Origin of the sequence: Hymenobacter swuensis DY53 (genome assembly GCF_000576555.1) — a bacterium.
Lineage (GTDB): Bacteria > Bacteroidota > Bacteroidia > Cytophagales > Hymenobacteraceae > Hymenobacter > Hymenobacter swuensis.
On record NZ_CP007145.1, the window covers coordinates 141,044 to 162,080 of the forward strand.

21 protein-coding genes are annotated in these 21,037 nt (G+C 57.7%); 6 read left to right on the plus strand and 15 right to left on the minus strand.

Annotated elements, in window-relative coordinates:
• Positions 1–74 precede the first annotated feature (74 nt).
• Genes HSW_RS02105 through HSW_RS22400 form a run of 3 tightly spaced genes read right to left on the minus strand, consistent with a single transcriptional unit; the run spans position 75 to position 1,605 of the window.
• The gene (locus HSW_RS02105) at positions 75–686 is read right to left on the minus strand and encodes a DUF4142 domain-containing protein (protein ID WP_197031930.1); all 612 of its coding nucleotides are present in this window, start codon (positions 684–686) and stop codon (positions 75–77) included.
• A 55-nt stretch (positions 687–741) separates the two neighbouring features.
• Positions 742–981, minus strand: a complete 240-nt coding sequence (locus HSW_RS02110; protein ID WP_044000637.1) for a hypothetical protein — start codon at positions 979–981, stop codon at positions 742–744.
• A 45-nt stretch (positions 982–1,026) separates the two neighbouring features.
• Positions 1,027–1,605: a DUF4142 domain-containing protein gene (locus HSW_RS22400; RefSeq protein ID WP_052346017.1), complete on the minus strand. Its 579-nt coding sequence runs from the start codon at positions 1,603–1,605 to the stop codon at positions 1,027–1,029.
• Between the two features lie 195 nt (positions 1,606–1,800).
• Between HSW_RS22400 and HSW_RS02120 the strand changes: the two genes are divergently transcribed.
• Positions 1,801–2,658: a hypothetical protein gene (locus tag HSW_RS02120; RefSeq protein ID WP_044000638.1), complete on the plus strand. Its 858-nt coding sequence runs from the start codon at positions 1,801–1,803 to the stop codon at positions 2,656–2,658.
• 57 nt (positions 2,659–2,715) lie between these two features.
• Here the strand turns inward: HSW_RS02120 and HSW_RS02125 are convergent, their stop codons facing one another.
• Both HSW_RS02125 and queA read right to left on the minus strand, forming a co-directional pair.
• A complete protein-coding gene (locus HSW_RS02125) occupies positions 2,716–3,450 on the minus strand; it encodes a 2-C-methyl-D-erythritol 4-phosphate cytidylyltransferase (protein ID WP_071883050.1) in 735 nt (244 codons plus the stop codon).
• Positions 3,451–3,523: 73 nt separating this feature from the next.
• The gene (queA, locus tag HSW_RS02130) at positions 3,524–4,573 is read right to left on the minus strand and encodes a tRNA preQ1(34) S-adenosylmethionine ribosyltransferase-isomerase QueA (protein ID WP_044000639.1); all 1,050 of its coding nucleotides are present in this window, start codon (positions 4,571–4,573) and stop codon (positions 3,524–3,526) included.
• Between the two features lie 142 nt (positions 4,574–4,715).
• On the opposite strand from queA, the gene HSW_RS02135 reads away from it, so the two are divergent.
• From HSW_RS02135 to HSW_RS02145, 3 genes are all read left to right on the plus strand, one after another.
• A complete protein-coding gene (locus HSW_RS02135; protein WP_044000640.1) occupies positions 4,716–5,978 on the plus strand; it encodes an ABC transporter permease in 1,263 nt (420 codons plus the stop codon).
• 317 nt (positions 5,979–6,295) lie between these two features.
• On the plus strand, positions 6,296–7,159 hold the full coding sequence (locus HSW_RS02140) for an LOG family protein (RefSeq protein WP_044000641.1): 864 nt from the start codon (positions 6,296–6,298) through the stop codon (positions 7,157–7,159).
• A 201-nt stretch (positions 7,160–7,360) separates the two neighbouring features.
• Positions 7,361–8,548, plus strand: a complete 1,188-nt coding sequence (locus tag HSW_RS02145) for a lycopene cyclase family protein (RefSeq protein WP_155832788.1) — start codon at positions 7,361–7,363, stop codon at positions 8,546–8,548.
• A gap of 63 nt (positions 8,549–8,611) precedes the next feature.
• Here the strand turns inward: HSW_RS02145 and HSW_RS02150 are convergent, their stop codons facing one another.
• From HSW_RS02150 to HSW_RS02160, 3 genes are all read right to left on the minus strand, one after another.
• The gene (locus HSW_RS02150) at positions 8,612–9,352 is read right to left on the minus strand and encodes an ABC transporter ATP-binding protein (protein WP_052346018.1); all 741 of its coding nucleotides are present in this window, start codon (positions 9,350–9,352) and stop codon (positions 8,612–8,614) included.
• A gap of 80 nt (positions 9,353–9,432) precedes the next feature.
• Complete coding sequence (locus HSW_RS02155; protein ID WP_019948259.1) at positions 9,433–9,654, minus strand: DUF2795 domain-containing protein; 222 nt, start codon at positions 9,652–9,654, stop codon at positions 9,433–9,435.
• 143 nt (positions 9,655–9,797) lie between these two features.
• Entirely contained in the window at positions 9,798–11,111 is a 1,314-nt protein-coding gene (locus tag HSW_RS02160; RefSeq protein WP_044000644.1) for a DUF349 domain-containing protein, read from the minus strand.
• Positions 11,112–11,443: 332 nt separating this feature from the next.
• On the opposite strand from HSW_RS02160, the gene ettA reads away from it, so the two are divergent.
• Positions 11,444–13,111 carry an energy-dependent translational throttle protein EttA gene (ettA, locus tag HSW_RS02165; protein WP_044000645.1) on the plus strand — a complete coding sequence of 556 codons (1,668 nt, stop codon included), beginning with the start codon at positions 11,444–11,446 and terminating at the stop codon, positions 13,109–13,111.
• 216 nt (positions 13,112–13,327) lie between these two features.
• On the opposite strand, the gene HSW_RS02170 is transcribed toward ettA, so the two are convergent.
• The 4 genes from HSW_RS02170 to HSW_RS02185 form a co-directional block, all read right to left on the minus strand.
• Positions 13,328–14,950 carry a Na+/H+ antiporter gene (locus HSW_RS02170; RefSeq protein ID WP_044000646.1) on the minus strand — a complete coding sequence of 541 codons (1,623 nt, stop codon included), beginning with the start codon at positions 14,948–14,950 and terminating at the stop codon, positions 13,328–13,330.
• Between the two features lie 438 nt (positions 14,951–15,388).
• A complete protein-coding gene (locus tag HSW_RS02175; RefSeq protein WP_044000647.1) occupies positions 15,389–16,315 on the minus strand; it encodes a hypothetical protein in 927 nt (308 codons plus the stop codon).
• A gap of 191 nt (positions 16,316–16,506) precedes the next feature.
• Positions 16,507–17,133, minus strand: coding sequence for a helix-turn-helix transcriptional regulator (locus tag HSW_RS22405; RefSeq protein ID WP_081768222.1), 627 nt, complete (start codon positions 17,131–17,133; stop codon positions 16,507–16,509).
• Between the two features lie 287 nt (positions 17,134–17,420).
• Entirely contained in the window at positions 17,421–18,350 is a 930-nt protein-coding gene (locus HSW_RS02185) for an SMP-30/gluconolactonase/LRE family protein (RefSeq protein ID WP_044000648.1), read from the minus strand.
• Between the two features lie 142 nt (positions 18,351–18,492).
• Here HSW_RS02185 and treF point away from each other — a divergent pair, with 142 nt between their 5' ends.
• The gene (gene treF / locus HSW_RS02190) at positions 18,493–20,076 is read left to right on the plus strand and encodes an alpha,alpha-trehalase TreF (RefSeq protein WP_052346759.1); all 1,584 of its coding nucleotides are present in this window, start codon (positions 18,493–18,495) and stop codon (positions 20,074–20,076) included.
• 127 nt (positions 20,077–20,203) lie between these two features.
• Here the strand turns inward: treF and HSW_RS02195 are convergent, their stop codons facing one another.
• The 3 genes from HSW_RS02195 to HSW_RS02200 all read right to left on the minus strand — a co-directional run bounded on the left by HSW_RS02195 (position 20,204) and on the right by HSW_RS02200 (position 21,036).
• A complete protein-coding gene (locus HSW_RS02195; RefSeq protein WP_044000649.1) occupies positions 20,204–20,398 on the minus strand; it encodes a hypothetical protein in 195 nt (64 codons plus the stop codon).
• A 34-nt stretch (positions 20,399–20,432) separates the two neighbouring features.
• Entirely contained in the window at positions 20,433–20,639 is a 207-nt protein-coding gene (locus HSW_RS24025; protein ID WP_155832789.1) for a hypothetical protein, read from the minus strand.
• Positions 20,640–20,781: 142 nt separating this feature from the next.
• Positions 20,782–21,036: a hypothetical protein gene (locus tag HSW_RS02200; RefSeq protein WP_044000650.1), complete on the minus strand. Its 255-nt coding sequence runs from the start codon at positions 21,034–21,036 to the stop codon at positions 20,782–20,784.
• Position 21,037 lies beyond the last annotated feature (1 nt).

The window sequence follows — 21,037 nt, forward strand, 5'->3', positions numbered from 1 at the left end:
AAGCTGTATTTGACCAGCACAAAGGCCCCCGGCTAGTACTAGCCGGGGCCTTTGTGCTGGTCAAATACAGCTTATTACATGCCAGCGTGTTGCTTGAACATGGCCAGATGCGTCTGTACTACCGGTAGGGTTTTGGTAATGAAGCCCTGCAGGTCAGCATCCTGTGTCATTTTCTGGTGTGCTACCATGGTATTCACCGTTTTCTGGTGATCCATAGCCATCTGCTCGAGGTATTTTTTCTCCAGGTCTTTGCCCGAAAGGGTGCCCATCTGCTCGGCAATGGTCTTATGTTCGGGATCCATATCAGTCGGAAGAGTCACGCCCTTTTTCTGCGCAATCGGCTTCAGGTCTGCCGTGGATTTCGTGTGGTCGGTGATCATCTTATTGGCGTGGTCTTTGGCCATGCCGGTTATACCCTTATCTAGCGCCAGCTTACTAAGCTGAATTTCGTTTTGGTCGCTATGCGCTGCTGACTGCATGAACTCTGCATCGGTAGCGTGTGGCGCGGTGGCACCAGCCGCATCGGTCATCGCGGCTTCTGAGGTAGCCGCCGAATCAGAGCTGACCATATCTGTGGTGTTCTCAGTGGCCGTAGTGCTATCCGAGTCAGTATCGGTGCTAGCTGTATTACAGGCCCCGAGCATTAGGACCCCAAGGCAGGAAATTGATAACAAGATGCGTTTCATCTGGAAAAGAATAGGTAGTGAACAGAACAGAAAAATGGAAAGTCGCCCCTTCGTACTAGCGGGTTGTGGACATAGAATCAGCTGCCATGGCGGAATCCGCATCGGCTGTTACGGTAGGGCCGGCGTTGTTGTCAATTACCACGGCATCTGCCTGAACACCACCGTCGGCGGCGGCTTTGTCCATGTCGCTTACGGCTTCGCCGGCGGTACCGTCGGTACGCTTTTCGGCACCATTACAGCCAGCCAGCAACAGGCCGGCACTCAGGGTCAGGAAAGGAAGAAAGCGGAATTTCATGTGCAAAAAAGTAGGATGGAAGAATAGAGAGGAAAGGAGGGCAGATTATGGGTTGAGCTTGTCGTGCAATGCGTCGGTGGCTTGGTTCAGGGACTTGAGCGTGGTCAACTGTCGGGTGGCCATGGTACGGATATCGGCGTCGTAGGCGTCTTCTGTCATGTCGTCGGTGGCGTCCTCGTCAGCGTCCAGTACGTTGGCAGTCAGCTCGACATATTTCTGGTCGAAGGCGGCCCCATTGAGAGCCGTCAGTTCGCCCACCTGCCGTGCCTGCGTTTCGCCCAGACCAGTGGGCAGCGTCAGGGTTTTCTGCTGGGCTAGTGTTTTGAGTTCAGTTAGCAGCGTGGTGGTTTGCGCAATAACGTTCTGGGCCGTATAGCGGGTATCGGCCGAAGCGGCTTTACGCTGGGCAATCTGGCTGATTTCCAGCAACTCCATCTTCCGGCTCACGGTTTCCACCACAAACTCGGCGTCGCGAATCTGCCGCTTCGTAACGGCAGCTTCGCCGATGCGCTTTTCGTTCTGAAATTTGGCCTCGAAAAGCGGGTCCTTGTTGCTCTCGGCTCCTGAGCAGGCGGCCAGCCACGGCAGAAGCAACAAGGCGTACAGGCGGCAGGAAACCAGCATCAGGTCAGAGGATTGGGTGAGGGCAGAGGCTGCATCGGCTATACGCGTCCGGGTAGCCGGGGTTCGAAACGAGTTTTAAAAAAAAGTTCCCGGCTACATTAAACTCCACGGTAACTGAAGCCTCCAACCCACCGAAAGCGCGCTTCACTACTCTCCATCTGTTTCCTCTGGTTCTCACTTTTTACGCTCCTCTTCATGAAACGCTCTGCATTCCGTACCCTTGGTTTCGCCGCGCTGGCTTCCTCCACTTTGCTGCTGGCTGCCTGTGACAAAACTAACGACCCTCAAGCCACTGCTGATGCCGCTACCTCGGCGGAAGACCAGAGCCTGGCAGAAGATGAAAATGCCACGGTAGCTGACCTCGTAGAAGCTGCCGCTCCCGCCGATGCAGCCGTAAACGGCAGCGCCGCCGCCGAGCCCACCGATCTGGGCCGCGTGGCCGGCAACTGCCTGACCCGCACCTATGATGCCCCCACCCGTACGCTCACCCTCGATTTCGGGACTACCAACTGTGTTGGACCGAACGGAGTAGCCCGGCGCGGTAAAATTGTGGCCGTATTCAGCGGGCCGTATCGCCAGGCCGGTGCTACGGTAACTATTACGCTGCAGAACTATTACCGTAACGACAACCTGCACACTGGCACCCGCACCATCACCAACCTGGGCCAGGGCTCCTGGAGCCTCGATGTGCAGAACGCCAGCGTTACCACTACGGCCGGCACCCATACCTGGGCCTCCCAGCGTACGTACACCCGCACCGCCGGCTTCGGTACCCGCACCATTGCTGACGACGAATACACAGTGAACGGCCAGACCAGCGGCACCAATCGCAAAGGCGTGAGCTACACAGCCACCGTGCAGCAGCCGCTTATCAAACGATTTCAGCTTGGTTGCGCCCGTACGTTTGTGGCTGGCACGGTCAAGATTCTGACCTCCAAGGAGAAAGAGCTGGTGCTCAACTACGACCCCACCGGCACCCAGGCCTGCGACAATATTGCCAGCGTCACGGTGAATGGCGTAACCCGCACTATTCGGGTAGGCGGACGGCTGTAAGGGCCGCGGCTACTCAAGGTTACAGAAAAGCCGGCCCTGTACGCAGGGTCGGCTTTTCTATGGCCGTAGCAATGCCTCGGCCAGAAGCAGGTCTTCGGGGGTGGTTATTTTGAGGTTGCGGTAATCACCTTCCACCAAGTGAATCGGGTGCAGATCCTCTACCACGCTGGCGTCATCAGTAAACGTGGTCAGCTCCGGTAGCTGGTAGGCGCGGCGCAACAGGGCCAGATCGAAGCACTGGGGCGTCTGAACCAGCCGCAGTCGGCTCCGGTTCAGGGCGTAGGAACCCTGCTGGTTAAGGCCGCGTACCGAGTCTTTGGGCACTACGGCCGCTACGGCCGCACCGTGGTTATAAGCGGCTTGGTACGTGGCCTCAATTATGGCGTGGGGCGTCAGGGGGCGCACGCCGTCGTGCACGGCTACCACGCCGCTGGTTTGCGCCGTTAAGTGCGCCAACCCATTGCGCACCGAGGCCCAGCGTGTGGCTCCGCCCTTCACCACTGTATGTGGCACCGTAATTCCGTACTGCTCGCATAGAATCTGCCAGGTAGCCAGCTGATCGGAGGGAAGTACTAGTACCAATTCCTGCACGTCCAGACCCGGGTCGGAAAACCGCCGCAGCGTATGCGCCAGCACCGGTTCCCCAGCCAGCTCCAGAAACTGCTTGGGTCGGTCGGCTCCCATGCGGGTGCCGGTGCCACCGGCTACGATGATAGCAAAGCGGGAAAAAGGAGTGGATGATGACACGCGGTAAGTGTGAAAGGGTGGGAAGTCGTACGAATCGGTAAACATAAAAGCCCGACCGTTTATCAAACGGCCGGGCTTTCAAAAAGTAACAGTCAGCACACCGACTGGCCGCTCTGCTTTACAGAATCAGCATGGCGTCGCCGTAGCTGAAGAACTTGTATTTCTCCTTAATGGCCGTCTGGTAGGCCTCAATCAGCAGCTCGTGGCCGGCAAAGGCAGAAGCCATCATCATCAGCGTGCTTTCCGGCGTGTGGAAGTTGGTGAGCAGCGCGTTGGCGATTTTAAACTCGTAGGGAGGGAAAATGAACCGGTCAGTCCAGCCTTCATTCGCCTTCAGACGGGCATGGGCTGATACCGATGATTCCATTGCCCGCATCGAGGTAGTACCGATAGCACACACGCGCTTCTTCGTATCCAGCGCCTTGTTCACGATGGTGGCCGTAGCGGCCGGCACCACGAAATTCTCCGAGTCCATCTTGTGCTTGGTCAGGTCTTCCACGTCTACCGTCCGGAAGGTGCCCAGGCCTACGTGCAAGGTTACGGGGGTAACCTCAATGCCTTTGATTTCCAGGCGCTTCATCACCTCGCGGGTAAAGTGCAGACCCGCCGAAGGTGCTGCCACGGCGCCCGTATTCTTGGCATAAATTGTCTGGTAACGCTCCTTGTCGGCGGCTTCCGTTTCCCGGGTAATAAATTCCTTTGGAATTGGAGTTTCGCCCAGGTCGTGCAGTGCTTTGTAGAACTCCTCGTCCGAGCCATCGAACAGGAATTTGATGGTACGGCCGCGCGAAGTCGTGTTATCGATAACCTCCGCCACCATATCCGACTCGCCGAAGTACAGCTTGTTGCCCACCCGGATTTTACGGGCCGGATCTACCAGCACGTCCCAGAGGTGAATTTCCTTGTTCAGCTCACGCAGCAGGAATACCTCAATCTGGGCACCGGTTTTCTCCTTGTTACCATACAGGCGGGCCGGGAATACCTTGGTGTCATTCACCACGAATACGTCGCCGTCGGCGAAATACTCCAGAATGTCCTTAAAAACCCGGTGCTCGATTTTGCCACTGTCGCGGTGCAGTACCATCAGGCGCGATTCGTCGCGGTTTTTGGCGGGATGCTGTGCCAACAGGTTTTCAGGCAGGTCAAATTTGAACTCAGAAAGCTTCATGGGCCAGACAGGGCAATAGGTGGGGAACCTAAGGGAAAAAATTGAGCCGCGAAATTACACAGAATAGTCGGAAGAATGGTTACTTTTCGCCCGAAATCTGCTTATTGCCCTTCCCACGTCCTTTGCTGAACCCGACTTCCGTATGAAAGCCCTGCGCCTCACCTTGGAAAGTTTCCGCTTCGCGTGGCAGGCCCTTAAGGCCAACCTACTCCGCACCATCCTGTCACTGCTAGGCGTTACGGTAGGTATTTTTGCCATTATTGCTGTCTTCACGGTTGTCGATTCGCTGGAAAAGAACATCCGTGATAGTATGAACTTTGTGGGCGACAAGGTGATTTACGTGCAGAAATGGCCCTGGGCTTTCGGCGGCGACTACCCGTGGTGGAAGTACTTCAACCGGCCGGTACCCACAGTACGAGAGTTCCGGGAAATGCAACGTACCCTGAACCCCGCCAGCCATAATGGAATAGCCATTTTTGCGGCTACCGGTGGCAATACGCTTAAAGCGGGCTCTAATTCCCTGAGCGACTGCGCTATTCAGGGCGTAAGCTACGAATACCGGCGCGTGTCGGAAGTGCCGGTTGCGGAGGGACGCTACTTCACGGAGCAGGAAATGAAGTCGGCCCGCAACGTGGCCATCATTGGGGCTACCATTGCGCAGAATCTGTTTCCGGGCCGCTCGGCACTGGGGCAGGAGTTTAAGGCCAAGGGGCAGCGTTACACGGTTATTGGGGTGATGGAGCGGGAAGGCAAGAAACTGCTCGACACGCCCAGCAACGATACGAACTGCTATCTGCCATTTACCTCATTTGCCAAGATATTCCAGCTGAGTACCAATGGCATGGGCGGTGCCACCCCGACCATTGCCATAAAGGGCCGCGATGATGACCCAGGTCTGCTTAACCTAGAGGCGGAAATTCAGGGTACCGTGCGCGTTATTCGGGGCCTGAAGCCGCGGGAGGACGATAATTTTGCTCTGAATCGTCCAGAGCTTCTGGCTAATGCCATTACCCAGCTGTTTTCCATTATCGGTATAGCCGGGGCCGTTATCGGCTCCTTTGCCATGCTGGTAGGTGGCTTCGGCATTGCCAACATCATGTTCGTGTCAGTGAAGGAGCGCACCAACATCATCGGCATTCAGAAGTCCCTGGGGGCGAAGAACTACTTTATTCTGTTCCAGTTCCTGTTTGAGGCCGTGTTCCTGTGCCTGTTGGGCGGGGCTTCGGGCATTCTGCTGGTGTACCTGATTACCCTGATTCCGCAGGACGGGCTGGCCCTATTCATGAGCGGGGCCCGTATCTCGCTGGGGCTGGTGGTATCGGTGGTGATTGGGGTACTAGCCGGCATTATTCCCGCCATTCTGGCCGCCAACCTCGACCCAGTTATTGCCATTCGGGCGAAGTAGGTTTGCATGTGGAAGAAGTGATAGAATGAGTGGAACGTGGCAACGAGCGGTTACTAATGCACCTAGCTGTCATTTCGTACATTCTCTTCACAGCTTCGCATTCCGCACATTTCCCACATTCGATACAGCAGTTTCTTAGTGTAATGTTAACAAATTGTTAACTTGCCGGTCGCTACCTTGGGTCGCCCTTCTTCCGTGGGGCGGCTTTCTTTTTGCCTTTTCTTATTTGTTTACCCGGGGTGCGAACCATTCCCACCGTGGCTATCTGGCTATGTGCCGGCTGGCCCGTTCGTGCCCAATTTCCCCTTGTAGCTCCTATGGCGAAGCTCAAAAAAACCAGTAAAACCAAACTCGCTGATCAGGTGCTGAATGCCGGCAGCGGTCAGACGATTGTGCAGCCCGATATCAACGATAACAAGGTCAAGACCATCAGTGATATCCGGGAGCAGACCCACGGCGAGCGGACCGTGCAGGTGGACGACGAGCAGCGCATCCGCAAGGCCTTCGTAGACAAGGACTGGAACGAAATCAAGATTGCCGACAGCTGGCAGATCTTCAAGGTGATGGCTGAGTTCGTGGAGGGCTTCGAAAAGATGTCCAAAATCGGTCCTTGCGTATCGATTTTCGGCTCGGCCCGCACCAAGCCCGACAACCCATACTACCAGATGGCCGAGGAAATTGCGGCCAAGCTAGTGCGCCACGGCTACGGCGTTATCACGGGCGGCGGCCCCGGCATCATGGAGGCCGGCAACAAAGGCGCGCACTCGGAAGGTGGTAAATCGGTGGGCCTGAACATTGAGCTGCCCTTTGAGCAGTTCAACAACATTTACATCGACCCCGATAAAGTCATCAACTTCGACTACTTCTTCGTGCGGAAGGTGATGTTTGTGAAGTACGCGCAGGGCTTCATCGGCATGCCCGGCGGGTTCGGCACACTCGATGAGCTGTTTGAGGCCATCACCCTGATTCAGACCAAGAAAATCGGCCGCTTCCCCATCGTGCTGGTGGGTACCAAATACTGGCAGGGCATGTTCGACTGGATTCAGCAGGTGATGCTGGAAGACGAGCACAACATCTCGCCCGAGGATATGGACCTGGTGCAGCTAGTAGACGATGCCGAGTCGGCGGTGAAAATCATTGATGAATTCTATAGCCGCTATCTGTTGTCGCCGAACTTCTAATCACGGCTTGGCTCGGATTATTCGTCGGATTCGTTGGATTTTGTAGCTGACTCCGCTCCGAATGCTATACAGACTTACTGGAAGTAGATAGAGCCGTTTTCTGAATTAGAATTTGAGACATGAAAAAAGGCTGCCTCTGCGGAGGCAGCCTTTTTTCATGTTCTTTTGTTTTCTGCTTATCCCGTTCACCAATCTGACACCGTGAGTTCTGCTACTATTACTATGCCGGAGTACGATTACCTGATTGTGGGTGGCGGGGCGGCGGGGCTGAGTCTGGCTTACCACATCAGCCAGGAAACCCGACTGGCCGATAAGCGGGTGCTGCTGTTGGAGCCCGAAGCTAAAGACCAGAATGACCGGACGTGGTCATTCTGGGCCGATGAGCCTTCGTTGTTTGATGGTATTGTGGCGCACGAGTGGACGCAACTGGCCTTCCGCAGTCCCGGTTTCGAGCGGGTGATACCCCTAACGCGCCACCGCTACAAGATGATTCGGGGGCTGGACTTCTACCAGTTCGTGCGAACCGCGCTGGCCAATAATCCGCAGTTTACCAGCTTGGCTACCACCGTAACCGATCTGCAGAATACCGCCACGGGGGCCGTGGCCCAGACGCCGCTGGGCGAGTTTCGGGGCCAGTATGCCTTCGACAGCCGCCCGCCCGATTTGGCGCAGTTGCGGCGGCCGGAGCACTATCGTTACCTCTTGCAGCATTTTGTCGGTTGGGAAGTGGAAACCGAGGAGGATGCTTTCGATCCGGAAACGCAGGAGTTTATGGACTTCCGGGGCGCGCAGCACCAAGAGGCGCGGTTCATGTACGTGCTGCCCTTTAGCAAGCGCCGGGCACTGGTGGAATACACGTTGTTTTCGGCCGAGACGCTGCCCCAGGCCGAATACGAAGCCGCCATGCGTACCTATTTACAGGGACTGGGCGTTATAAATTTCCGGGTTGAGGCCGTGGAAATCGGGGCCATTCCCATGACCGACCATCCGCTGCCGGCTACGGTGGGGGCGCACATCTTCAACCTGGGTACCCGGGCCGGCCGGGCCAAACCCAGTACTGGCTATGCCTTCAAACGGATTCAGGCGCACTCGGCGCGGCTGGTAGCCGGTCTGGCCACCACCGGCCACCCGCCCCGTCCCGCTACCGCCGACCAATGGCAGTTCCACCTGTTCGATACGCTCCTGCTCGATATTATGCAGCGCCAGGGCGAGCAGACCAGCCGCATCTTCACCGAGCTGTTCCGGCGCAACCCCGTGGAGCGAATCTTCGACTTCCTAGACGAGCGAACCTCCTGGGTTGAGAATTTTCAGATAATGAACTCCGTGACGCCCTGGCCCTTTCTGCGTTCTATCTGGCACGTAGTGCGCCGCCGGCCGGGGCAAAGGTGAAATTGTGAAGCGGTGAGTTTGTTGTTCAATCCGCGCAAGTGGCGCAAGTAGAACGTCAACTCACTATTTAACCGCTAGGCTTTCTTCGCTCTCCAAGAAGGTGCGCTCGGCGTAAACGGTAGCGGGGGAGAGGGGAAGCAGGTTGGGCACAGGGCGCGAGAGGTTGAGCAGGTAGCCGGGCAGTTCCGCGAGGTTGTCTAGGTCGTGGGTGATGCAAAGGATGGTTTTGTGCTGCTCCTGCACCCAGCTATGCAGCAGGCTGAACACGCGGCGCCGGTAGTACACATCCAACTGCTGGGTCGGCTCGTCGAGGAGGTACAGGGCGGCATCCTGCAGACTAAGCTGGGCCAGCCACACCAGCTGCTGCTCGCCACCTGAAAGCAAAGTGAAATCCTGGTGAGCCAGATGGGCGACGCCTACGCGGCTCAGGGCCGCATCGGCCAGGGCGTAATCAGTAGTAGAATAGGCCCCTAGAAAACGATGGTGCCGGAAGCGGCCCATCACCACCAACTCCCGCACCGGTAACGAAAATTCCACGCTGGCTCGCTGTGGGAGGTGTGCCAGTAGTCCGTTGGCGGCCGGCCGCCGGATAGCGCGCAGGTCCTGGCCCTGTAGCGTGATGTGGCCCTGGTAGGGCAGTTGGCCGGTGAGGGCGCGGAATAGGGTAGTCTTGCCGCAGCCGTTGTGGCCCACAATAGACACAAACGCCGGCTCAGGCACCGTAAAACTCAAATTGCGGAGCAGGACGCGCTGTCCATACCCCGCAATCAGGTGTTGTATTGATAGAACTGAGAAGTCGGACATGAGGAGTGAGATGACGTGCCGAAAGCCGTCTAATCGAACCTAGTCTGATTTCTCACCTCCACCTGTCTCACTTCTACTTTCTAGTACTCGTCTTCGTTGAACATGAAGTCTTCTTTGGTCGGATAGTCCGGCCATACTTCCTCAATGTTCTCGTAAGGCTGACCGTCGTCTTCCAGAGCCTGCAGGTTTTCTACTACCTCCATCGGGGCACCCGAGCGGATAGAGTAATCAATGAGTTCATCCTTGGTGGCAGGCCAGGGAGCATCTTCCAGGTACGAAGCAAGTTCCAGAGTCCAGTACATAGTCGTGTGTGCTGCTAAAAAAGGTGGTCAAAAGGTAAAACGCCGTTAGCAAAAACCCGGCCGTTGATAAAGGCATGACACGATTACCGACTGGCGGTTGCGTGACTCGCTGACGCCAACGTAAAATACAGCGCAGGGTTGAACTAGCCAACTGCCTGCTGCTGGAACATGGCAATCAGGTCATTTTTAGTACGAATTTTCCGGTCAAAGGCCCGGATTTTTCCCTGGAGCATGGTCCGGAAGGCCTCATTGCCGGGCGAGTCGTTGAGCTTGTCCAGGTTTTCGTTGAGCACTTCCTGCTCCTGCTTGTCGTATTTGATGAATTCGCGCAGGGCCTGAATACGCAGGGTTGCCTGTTCCTGAAGTGTATTTTGCTCGGGGCCGGGCTGCCGTTTGCGCATGTAGTGCTCCAGGGCGCTCATCTCAAACACCTTGTCGCAAGCCAGAATAAACTGCTCCCACACCCTATCCGACTCCTCGCCGCGTACCGGCCCTACCTTTTTCCAGGCCGCCTGCAACTCCTTGGCCCGCGCTACGGCCGATGACATGGGTTGCTTCAGCAGGGCCTGAGCCTCGGCCACCAACGCGCGCTTACGGGTCAGGTTATCCTCGCCCGGATTGCCACTGCTCGCCGCGGGCATTTCCTGCCGCTTACTCTCGATGTGGACTTTCAGCCGCTCGAAGAAGTGGTTGTGCGCCGCCCGGAAGCGCGTCCACAGGTCGTTGGCCTGCTTGCGGGGGAGGGAGCCGTCAATTTCCTTCCAGGCCTGCTGCAGCTGTTTGAGCTTGCGGGTGGTTTCCTCGAACTCGTTGGAGTTCTGCAGGGCTTCCGATTTATGAATCAGGTCCTTGTACTGGTCGTACACCCGGTTGGTCATGGCCTTTTTCTCGGCCAGAAACTCCTTTTTACGGGCGAAAAACGCATCTACGGCGACCTGGAAGCGGTTCTCCAGCTCTTCTGCCAAGTGCTTCTCCACAGGACCGGTTTTGATCCAGCCCTGGCGCAAATCCTTTAGTTTCTCGGTGCCGCCCTGCCAGTCGATGGTGTCGTGCAGGTCCTCCGCCTCCTGAATCAGGCCGATTTTGGTGGCCAGATTCTTCTCCCGGTTGCGGTTGATGGTGACTTTGATAGACTCCTCGGCCTCTGTAAGGCGGCGGTATAGGCCCTCGAAGTCGCCGAGAGCATCGTAGCTGCCTACCTGCTCCTTGAGGTGCAGGGCCTTCATCAGGAAGGACCCCTTGTTCTCTGACTCCTCAATCTTCTGGAGCAGCTCTTCCACCTTGGTGCGGAAGAGGTTGAAGCGCTGGGCAAAGTACACCAGCGAAGCATCGGCGGATTCTTTGACCTGGCCCACCTGACGAGCGGGAAGGTCGAGGAGCGGGCGAAGCCACACCTGGTCGCCCTCGATGTAGCCATAACGGCGGGCTTCGGCCAGCAAGTGGTCTTGTGAGTCCATAATCAGATAGCGGGGGGAGCGAATAGGTGGAACAGGTCGGAGATTCGGGCCGGAAAGATGTACAAGTTTACGCGTTGTCGGGTAATTCTTCGGCTCAGCCGGGCCGGTGGAATGTTTGAGCGGGCTGCCTACCTTTGACCTAACGGCCAGCGGCGGCAGTTCTTGCAGTGCTGGGCTTCCGCTCAACCGGAGGTCCTTGAACTACGAACCGGCGGCGGGTGCGGTTACCCGGCCAATACGCCGTATAGCCGTATCGTACCGCAAAATAGAAACCTGCGGGGAACTGGCAAGCCCGGCCCACATCTTACCCGAACCCTGATTAACTCTTTCCGATGAGCGACCAACCCACCATTATTTTCTCGATGGCGGGGGTAACCAAGGTGTACCCCCCGCAGAAACAGGTGCTTAAAAACATTTACCTCTCGTTTTTCTACGGGGCCAAAATCGGCGTACTCGGCCTCAACGGCTCGGGTAAATCGTCGTTGCTGAAAATCATTGCCGGCCAGGACAAGCAGATTCAGGGCGACGTGGTATGGTCGCCGGGCTACTCGGTGGGCTACCTAGAGCAGGAGCCCCAGCTGGATGCCGCCAAAACCGTGCGGCAGGTGATTGAGGAAGGCGTGGCCGAAACGGTGGCCCTACTCAAGGAATTCGACGAAATCAACGAAGCCTTCGGGGCTGAGGATGCCGACTTCGATAAGCTGCTGGAGCGCCAGGGAACCGTACAGGAGCGCCTCGACCAGCTCGACGCCTGGAACCTCGACAACAAGCTGGAGCGCGCCATGGACGCCCTGCGCACGCCCCCCGAGGAAGCCCTTATCGGCAACCTCTCGGGCGGGGAGAAGCGCCGGGTAGCCCTGTGCCGCCTGTTGCTCCAGGAGCCCGACGTATTGCTGCTGGACGAACCCACCAACCACCTGGACGCCGAATCGGTGCTGTGGCTGGAGCAGCACCTGCAGCAATACAAAGGCACCGTCATAGCCGTAACCCACGACCGGTACTTCCTCGATAACGTGGCCGGCTGGATTCTGGAGCTGGACCGGGGCGAGGGTATTCCGTGGAAAGGAAATTACTCGTCGTGGCTGGAGCAGAAATCCAACCGCCTGGCCCAGGAAGAGAAAACCGAGAGTAAGCGCCAGAAAACCCTGCAACGGGAGCTGGAATGGGTGCGCATGGCCCCGAAAGCGCGCCAGGCCAAGAGCAAGGCCCGCCTCGCCGGCTACGACAAGATGGTGAACGAGGACTCCCGCGAGAAGGAGCAGAAGCTGGAGTTGTTCATCCCCGATGGTCCGCGCCTGGGCTCCCAGGTGATTGAGGCCGAAGGGCTGCGCAAGGCGTTTGGCGACAAGCTGCTGTTCGACGGCCTGAGCTTCCAGCTGCCCCAGGGCGGTATCGTAGGTATCATCGGGCCGAACGGCGCGGGTAAAACCACTTTGTTCCGCCTCATCACCGACCAGATGCAGCCCGATGCTGGCACGTTCGTGGTCGGCCCCACGGTGCAGACGGCCTACGTGGACCAGCAACACGACACGCTGGACCCCAACAAGTCGGTGTTCGAAACCATTTCGGGCGGTACCGAAACCATGCTGCTGGCCGGCCGGCAGGTGAACTCCCGGGCCTTCGTGAGCAACTTCAACTTCCGCGGCGGCGACCAGGAGAAGAAAGTCGGCAGCCTCTCGGGCGGGGAGCGGAACCGGGTGCACCTGGCCACCACGCTCAAGCAGGGTGCCAACCTGCTCCTGCTCGACGAACCCACCAACGACCTAGACGTGAATGCCATCCGGGCTTTGGAAGACGCGTTGGAGAATTTCGCCGGCTGCGCCGTGATTATCAGCCACGACCGGTGGTTCCTGGACCGCCTCGCCACCCACATCCTGGCCTTCGAGGGCGACTCTCAGGTGGTGTGGTTCGAGGGCAACTTCTCCGACTACGAGGAAGCCAAACGCAAGCGCCTCGGCGACGTGGAGCCCAAGCGGGTGCGTTACCGCAGCCTGAATTAAGCAGCCTTGTTGCCTGCAAACGTCCTCTTCTGGTTTCGGCCGGGAGAGGATGTTTTGGTTTTTGGGGGAGGGTGGTGTTTAGGGAGAAAAGAACGGTCATGCTGAGCTTGCCGAAGCATCTCTACTGCTTCGTTGGATTACATACTGCAACGAAGTGGGAGAGATGCTTCGGCAAGCTCAGCATGACCGTTCAATTATTCTCAGCTGCTATTACGTCTAGTGCGGCATGTGGCTGATTTTGGCTTCGTCGAGGTCCAGTTGGGCTTCTTGGTGGCGGAGCATTTCCTCTTCGAACACATCCTGGCGGCGCAGCACAAACAGCTCCTCGCGCTGCACGCGCAGCACGTCCAGCAGCACTTGGTGGTAGCGTTGTAGGGCCTGGCGCTTGGATTCGTCGTAGTCGAGGGCTTCGAGCAGGTTGTTGGTGCGCTGAGCTTCGGCCTGCATGCGCTGCTGAAGGGCCCGGATTAGCTCATTTTCCTGCATATCAACTACGTAGTACTGCTGCATGTGGGCCAGAGCCGCGTGGCGCAGGTGCAGCCGGATGCCGGCTTCCTGGGCATCGGTGGGCATGCGTTCCTCCAGGTTTTCGACGCCAGTGAGGCGGATGAGCAGCGGTAGCGTGAGGCCTTGGAAAACCAGCGTTACGAGAATCACCACAAAGGTGATGAACAGCATCAGGTTGCGTTGCGGAAACGCCTGCCCGTTGCTCAGCAGCAGCGGCACCGACAGCGCCGAGGCCAGCGACACCACCCCGCGCATGCCGGCCCAGCCAATAATCAGCGGCCCCTGCCAGCCGGGACTGGTTTCCTGCGTGCGGATGCTATGAAACAGCCAGCGCGGCACAAAGGCCGCCGGAAACATCCAGACCAATCGAATAATGATGACAATGGCACTGATGATAAGGCCGTAGCCGATGGCCTGCCCCAACGAGTACGTACCTAGCCCTTCCACCACTACCGGCAGCTCTAACCCAATGAGAATGAACACCAGTCCGTTGAGGGCAAAGCCCACGCTGGCCCACACGCTGGTGGCCTGCAACCGGGTGTCGGCATCGAACACGCGGTGGGAGCGGAACGAGAGCAGCAGCCCGCCGCTCACTACGGCCAGCACTCCCGAAAAGTGGAATTCCTCGGCCAGCAAATACATGCTGTAGGGCGCAATAAACGTGAGCACCGTGTTGATGCTGGGTGTGGTAGGTAGGTGCTTGTGAATGAGGTAGAAACCGTGCGCCACCGCCAAGCCCACGGCCAGCCCCATCACGCTCACCAGCAAAAAGCTGGACGCTGCCTGCTGCCACACGAACGTGCCCGACAGTACCGTGGCCAAGGCAAACCGGAACACAATCAAACTGCTGGCGTCATTGATCAAACTTTCGCCCTCCAGAATGCTGGTGATGCGGCGCGGCACCTGCACGCCCCGGAGTACGGAAGTGGCGGCCACGGCATCGGGCGGCGAGATGATGCCGCCCAGCAGAAACCCCAGCGGCAGCGTGAAGCCCGGAATCATAGCCCGGCTCACGTAGGCCACGATGGTGGAAGTGAAGAACACCAACCCAAACGCCAGCAGCGCAATGGGCCGCTTCCAGCGCCAGAAATCCTGCCAGGAAGTATCCCAAGCCGCCTGGTAGAGCAGCGGCGGCAGGAAAATCAGGAAGATGAGGTCGGGGCTGATGACGATGCGCGGCAGCCCCGGCACGAAGCCCAGCACTAGCCCAGCCAGCACCAGAAAGATAGGGTAGGAGATGCGCAGCTTCTGGCCTAGCATCACCAGCAGTAGCATAGCAAACAGCAGCCCCAATACCAGCAGAATACTTTCGTGGAGGGTAGTTTCGGGCATTGGCGGGAGCGGTTAGGGTAGGAGCCGGGACCGGAAGGTAGCCGCTGCCGGGCACAAACGCTACCGGAGGCGTGATGCGCAGCTTCAGAGACAGCCTGCGTCGGCTTGCGGCCGAACTGCTACGGCTTCCCGAGCGGCTGACCTAGTTGCTGTGGCGGGGTGGGAAGGCCGAGGTGCTAAGCACAGAAAAGGGGGGGGTACTTTACCAAGCAAAGTAGCCCCCCCCTTTTCTGTGCTTAGCACCTATTAATTCACCTGAAATTGTGGATGAATCAGTTGCGGACGCCGATGCGTTTCCCAGCATCGCCGCCCTTCCCGCTCCCGCCGATAGTATTTCTTCAAGCGCCGGGAGGCTTCCGGTAGGGGCGGAAATGTTTCCTGACATTGCCTACAGAACGCGACGGTAATTTGGCCTGACTGCCACGTATCTCAAAGCCCCTATTTCTTTTCCTGATTATTTGACCCCGCATCCTTGGCCGTAGCATCTTCTGGCTTGAAGATGCTGAACCCAATACCTGCCGCAAACCAACGCTGTTTGTTGTACCGCCATGATGCGCTGCCTTCTCCTAAAATATCGGTTCCCAATAACGCCCCCAGTTGTAACCGCTCCCATTGATAGAGGAGGCACAAAGACGGAGTGATGGCAGCTTGTTCGCGATTTTCGGCTACCAAGCTGTTTTTGGGTGTCAGCGTTACGGAGGTAATACCTATTCCAATCAGTAAGGAAAGTGAGTGCTCCGTGCGGCGGCCTGGGTGCCAACTGGCACCTCCCATACCGCTTAGCGTAATATCCTTGGTAAAGTCGCCGTTTTGCGGCCGAAATTTAAACGGCATGACCACCGCTCCGGCAGTAGGGGTAAATCTGGCTGCCAACACTGCGGCGCTTGCAGCAAGCTGGTCGGCGGAAATCAGAAAGTATCGATCCAGCCCGGTAGCAGGGTCATAGTTGAGGGTATAATAATAGCTCTCATCTACCGATTCCTGTATGTCTGCTTTTGATATGGCTTTGCTATCCGACGTAGTTATTTTCTGCCCGTTCACATTATTCGTGGTGAATGAATCAGGGGCAATAGTGCGTATTCTTTTTGGCACCCCATTTAAAGGTGTCCATTCGGCAAACTCAATCAAGTAGTTATCTCCCGCGTCCTTTTTAGTATTGATTATTGTGAAATGTGCCCCGGCAGGTGCTGTGCGTAGCGGTTTCCCCGTTTTGTCACCATTTACGGCACACTCCTGCAGCTGTGTATCAGCTTTAAGGCGATACACCAACGGTATCGGATCTGCGGCAAACGCAGTTGAAGTGGCCAATGCTAACAGTACGAGGCTCTTGAGCACAAGCAGACGGATGTAGGCTGAAACAGTCATTGAGCGTAGTGTGTAGGATGTGGTATTTCGGCAATGAGTAATGCTCTTAGGTTTCACCAGTTAAGCAAAGCAGTAGGGAACCAGCAAAAAGCCAGTGTTCTACTCTTACAGCAGCAGTTGAGCATGTGCTTCAGTTGTTGCACCAAGATGCGCGACTATCTGCTGCGTGTTTAGCGTGCCACCACTGAACCTTACACGCCCACCCAGCCTTCCCGCATGGCCTGCACCACCAGCCCTACCAGCGTGCGGGCTCCGGTTTTCTGGAGCAGCGCCCGACGGTGACTTTCCACGGTGCGCACGCTCAGGCACAGCTGGTCGGCTATTTCCTGATTGCAATAGTCCTGTACCACTAGGCGCAGCACTTCCAGTTCGCGGCGACTGAAGGCCGTGGCTGGGGCCCCGGTACGTAGTGAGGCCGCGGTGCCGGCCGGGCTGACTCCGAGAAGATAGGGCGTAAGGACGGCTACCACCGCTCCCGGTACTACGTGACGGGGCAGCCACGCCAGCCATGGCCCCGCCTGAGTCAGGTACCGCCGCAAGGCCGGAGCTAGGCGCGGGCCCGTGAACAGCAGCAGCGGCTGGGTGCTCCGGATAGCCCGTAACTGGCTCAGGTACAAATCGGGCAGGCAGTCCAGCAGCTCGGCATCCAGAATGATCACGGCAAAGGGCCGCTGGTACAGCAGCTGCGGCACGCAACGGCTGTCCGTGGCCAGCGTAATGCCGATGCCCGGCCACGCCCCGCGTAGCATCCCTTCCAACCCTTGCCGATATAATGTGGGTGGTGCTACCAACAGCACCTCATGCGACGGGACATACATAGCCTCCTGACGTAAAATAAATACGACACACTGTACTGGCCAGAACAAGCAATAGGAAGGAGAGGAGCCATATGAAGCAGCTCCAGGGTAGTAATAGCGCGAAGAGGAAGTAAATATGCGTAATTATTTATATATATAATATAAAATTTTTGATTCGCTGCCAAAGGAAGGCAAGTGGTGACAGCGGTTTGCTGGGACGGCCTTTTAAGTAGATACTAAAGTAAAAAAAGCCCGGCCGTAGTTTCGGAGGAAACCACAGCCGGGCTGCTCGGTTTGGTGGTGCCTACTTACTGCCCGCCGCGCACCCGCATGGGTAGCACGTACACGGCCTCGGAGGCGGTGATGAACAGCACGTCGCGCTTTTTGCCACCGAAGCATACGTTGGCGGTCCACTTCTCGGGAATGGCAATCTGCTCGATTTTCTGGCCGGCGGGGTTGTACACGGTTACGCCGTTGCCGGTGAGGTACACGTTGCCTTGGTTGTCGATGGTCATGCCGTCGGAGCCCTGCTCCACGAATAGCTGCCGGTTCTTCAGCTGGCCATTGGGCCCAATCTGGTAGCGGTAAGTTTTGTTGGCCCCGATGTCGGCCACGTACAGCAGCTTGCCGTCGGGGGTGCCGATGATGCCGTTGGGCTGCTGCAGCTTATCGTCGGCCACTACGGGCTGGATTGCGCCGGCAGGCAGGTAGTATACGTGCTGGCCGCCCAGGGCCGGGTCGGGCTGCTGGCGCGTCCAGTAGGGGCGCTGGTAGTAGGGGTCGGTGAAGTACAGGCCGCCGGTTTTGGGCTGCACCCACAGGTCGTTGGGGCCGTTGAGGATGCGGCCCTGCACGTCTTTCAGCAGCACCGTCACTTTGCCATCGGGCGTCACTGACCAGAGCTGGTTGTGCTCATCGGCGCAGGCCAGCAGGTTGCCTTTGCGGTCGAAGTACAGGCCATTGGAGCGGCCCGCCTGTTCCAGGAAAACCGAAAGCTGACCATCGGTACTGTACTTCCAGATCTTGTTATTGGGCTGATCGGTGAAGAATACGTTGCCGGCCTTATCTATGGCTGGGCCTTCGGTAAAGCTGAACTGCCGCGACACCAGCCGGGGTGTGGCTTCGGGAGCCAGAATAGCGCTTACGGTCGGTGCCTGGGCCGCTGCGGGTGCTGGCAGAAGGGGAGCAAACAGCGTCAGGCTAAGGACTCCTGCTAGCAGAAAAGAACGATTCGTCATTGGAAAACAGGAAAAAATACGGCCACCGTGGCCTGCGAATATACCCAGGACGGAACGGAGCCGTAGTAGCTGCACGTTCCTTCCCCACATTTCTCTAAATTCCGACGCAGCTCGTGCGGTTGCGCTTCCTCTGTTGGCCGATATGCTGAAAAATCTGCTCCCGCTGTGCCTGTGTCTGAGCGTGGCCAATGGGCTGTTGGCGCAAACTGCGTCTTCGGCTTCGCCCCGCCAGCTGTTTCCCGGCTTGTTTGAGGCCGTGCAGCTCCAGCGTGTCTTTCCCGACAACAAGACATTCGTGGATGCTGAGCCGCGCGACCAGCCGGCCGTGATTCTGGCGGCCTACGAGCAGATGCACCGGCAGCCGGGCTTTAATCTGAAGCAGTTTGTGGAGGCTTATTTCCGTCTGCCGTCTGCCAATGGCCCCACCTACCGCACCCACGTGCAGGCCGGCCTGCGCCACCACCTCGATACGCTCTGGACGGTGCTGCAGCGGCCGGGCCAGGACTCGGTGGGGAAATACGCCTCTCTGCTGCCGCTGCCTCACGCCTACGTAGTGCCCGGCGGCCGTTTTCGGGAGGTATATTACTGGGATTCGTACTTCACCATGCTGGGGCTGCGGGCCAGCAACCGCCCGGAGCTGATCCGGGGAATGGTAGACAACTTCGCCTATCTGATTAGCCGCTACGGCTTCGTGCCGAACGGTAACCGCACGTACTACCTCACCCGCTCCCAGCCGCCCTTTTTCGGGCGCATGGTGGAGCTGCTGGCCCAAAATCAGGGCGGCGACGCGGCGCGCCTGCGCTACCACGCGGCCGTACTGCGCGAATACCAGTTCTGGATGGCCGCCGCCGACTCCGTAGCGCCCGGCCTAGCCCGCCGCAGCGTGGTGCGCCTGCCCGATGGCACCGCCCTCAACCGCTACTGGGACCAGAGCACTGAGCCCCGCGAGGAATCGTACCAGGAGGACGTAGCCGCCGCCGGCCGCACCACGCGCCCGACCGCCGACTTCTATCGGGATATTCGCGCTGCCGCCGCCTCGGGCTGGGACTTCAGCAGCCGCTGGTTTCTGCCGGGCCAGGGGCTGGAATCCATTCGCACTACCCAGCTGATTCCCGTTGATCTGAACTGCTTGCTCTATGAAGTGGAGCTGCAACTAGCCTACACCAGTCGCCTGCGCGGCGAAAAACCCGCCGCCGTTGCTCTTGAAAAGCAGGCCGCCGCCCGCCGCAAAGCCTTGCTGCAATACTGCTGGGACGGCAAAACCAACTGGTTTGTGGATTACGACTGGACGCGCCGCCAACCTGCCCCGGTGCGTACCCTGGCGGGGCTGTATCCGCTGACGGTAGGCATTGCCAGTACCGTCCAGGCCCGGCAGGTAGCCGAGGGGCTGCAGCGGGAGTTTCTGCGGCCGGGCGGTCTGGTAACTACACTGGCTACTACCGGACAGCAGTGGGACGCGCCCAACGCCTGGGCTCCGCTGCAGTGGATGGCCGTGGAGGGCCTCAGGAAATACGGTCAGCAGGAGCTGGCGCAAACCATCGTCACCCGTTGGGTATCCCTGAATGAGCAGGTGTTCCAGCAAACGGGCAAGCTGATGGAGAAATACAACGTGCAGAACCCCAGTGCGCTGGGCGGCGGTGGTGAATACCCCTTGCAGGATGGCTTCGGCTGGACCAACGGCGTGCTGCTCGACTTCCTGAACTCAGCCGCCAGGACGAAGCAGTGATGATACGCTGGGCAGTACAGTAAAACGGCGCGTAGCTTCCGGATTGCCTTCAGGAGAAGACAACCCGGAAGCTACACGCCGTTAGTAGCTGCTGTGCTAAGTTCGGAGGGAAACGGCGTAGCCGCTGCTAACGAAATATCTCGTTGCGACGAATGGCTTTGGCATAGGAGGTTTCTGTGGGGCGCTTCCCAAAGATTTTCAGCCCTTTCTTCTTCTTAGGCGAGCTGATTGTTTTGGCTGGGTCGGGGCTGGCTACGGCCATTTCGGGGGCTAGTAAGCCAGCTGCACCAGCCAGTAGCAGAAAAGTAGCTAACGATTTCATAGGTAGGAATACTTGAAGTGGTGGAACAAGGCGGTTAGCGCCGATGGGCGCGAAGCCGGCGGTAGGCCGGCCGGCGCTTTTTGCGCTTAAGCCAGCCAGTGGATGCTCCTTCAGTAGCAGAGGATACTGTGGCAATGCCGGTAGCCACGGGCTGTACTACATCAGGGCTGCTGATTTCAGCCACAACATCAGTTGCGACGAACAGGGACACGAACAGGAGGGAGAGGAAAGATGCTCTCATACAAATAGGGCCGGTTTTGGTTGCGAGTGTGCAAGTATAAGTTAAAATTATTATTGTTAAAATTATAAAGATAAATAATGCACAAAAAAACCCCTCCTTAGTACAGGAGAGGTTCTTAGAAACGCAGTCTGAGTAGCGTAGCCTATTGCTCGTCGGTGGAAGCTTCGGCGGCTTTAGCGGCGGCAAACACCGCAATACCGGCTACTACGGCAATACCTACTATAAGCTGAGTAGTGGTGAAACGCTGTGAGGCTTTGCGCAGTAGTGCGCTACCGTTTTTCAGCAGATCATCCAACTGATCCTGTTCGCCCTTAAACACTTTGTAGGCACTTTGCAGGGTGTTGATAATGTCTTCAGGAACGATTTTTTCGACTTCTTGGGAGAGTTGGCTGCTCATA

Excerpts from the sequence above, each read along its gene's own strand:
- HSW_RS02200 (WP_044000650.1), bottom strand. The coding sequence starts at position 21,036 with ATGAGCAGCCAACTCTCCCAAGAAGTCGAAAAAATCGTTCCTGAAGAC.
- HSW_RS02135 (WP_044000640.1), top strand. The coding sequence starts at position 4,716 with ATGAAAGCCCTGCGCCTCACCTTGGAAAGTTTCCGCTTCGCGTGGCAG.
- HSW_RS22405 (WP_081768222.1), bottom strand. The coding sequence starts at position 17,133 with ATGTATGTCCCGTCGCATGAGGTGCTGTTGGTAGCACCACCCACATTA.
- HSW_RS22400 (WP_052346017.1), bottom strand. The coding sequence starts at position 1,605 with ATGCTGGTTTCCTGCCGCCTGTACGCCTTGTTGCTTCTGCCGTGGCTG.
- HSW_RS02195 (WP_044000649.1), bottom strand. The coding sequence starts at position 20,398 with ATGAAATCGTTAGCTACTTTTCTGCTACTGGCTGGTGCAGCTGGCTTA.
- HSW_RS24025 (WP_155832789.1), bottom strand. The coding sequence starts at position 20,639 with ATGAGAGCATCTTTCCTCTCCCTCCTGTTCGTGTCCCTGTTCGTCGCA.
- HSW_RS02105 (WP_197031930.1), bottom strand. The coding sequence starts at position 686 with ATGAAACGCATCTTGTTATCAATTTCCTGCCTTGGGGTCCTAATGCTC.
- ettA (WP_044000645.1), top strand. The coding sequence starts at position 11,444 with ATGAGCGACCAACCCACCATTATTTTCTCGATGGCGGGGGTAACCAAG.
- HSW_RS02110 (WP_044000637.1), bottom strand. The coding sequence starts at position 981 with ATGAAATTCCGCTTTCTTCCTTTCCTGACCCTGAGTGCCGGCCTGTTG.
- queA (WP_044000639.1), bottom strand. The coding sequence starts at position 4,573 with ATGAAGCTTTCTGAGTTCAAATTTGACCTGCCTGAAAACCTGTTGGCA.
- HSW_RS02160 (WP_044000644.1), bottom strand. The coding sequence starts at position 11,111 with ATGGACTCACAAGACCACTTGCTGGCCGAAGCCCGCCGTTATGGCTAC.
- treF (WP_052346759.1), top strand. The coding sequence starts at position 18,493 with ATGCTGAAAAATCTGCTCCCGCTGTGCCTGTGTCTGAGCGTGGCCAAT.
- HSW_RS02170 (WP_044000646.1), bottom strand. The coding sequence starts at position 14,950 with ATGCCCGAAACTACCCTCCACGAAAGTATTCTGCTGGTATTGGGGCTG.
- HSW_RS02175 (WP_044000647.1), bottom strand. The coding sequence starts at position 16,315 with ATGACTGTTTCAGCCTACATCCGTCTGCTTGTGCTCAAGAGCCTCGTA.
- HSW_RS02125 (WP_071883050.1), bottom strand. The coding sequence starts at position 3,450 with ATGTTTACCGATTCGTACGACTTCCCACCCTTTCACACTTACCGCGTG.
- HSW_RS02155 (WP_019948259.1), bottom strand. The coding sequence starts at position 9,654 with ATGTACTGGACTCTGGAACTTGCTTCGTACCTGGAAGATGCTCCCTGG.
- HSW_RS02150 (WP_052346018.1), bottom strand. The coding sequence starts at position 9,352 with ATGTCCGACTTCTCAGTTCTATCAATACAACACCTGATTGCGGGGTAT.
- HSW_RS02185 (WP_044000648.1), bottom strand. The coding sequence starts at position 18,350 with ATGACGAATCGTTCTTTTCTGCTAGCAGGAGTCCTTAGCCTGACGCTG.
- HSW_RS02120 (WP_044000638.1), top strand. The coding sequence starts at position 1,801 with ATGAAACGCTCTGCATTCCGTACCCTTGGTTTCGCCGCGCTGGCTTCC.
- HSW_RS02140 (WP_044000641.1), top strand. The coding sequence starts at position 6,296 with ATGGCGAAGCTCAAAAAAACCAGTAAAACCAAACTCGCTGATCAGGTG.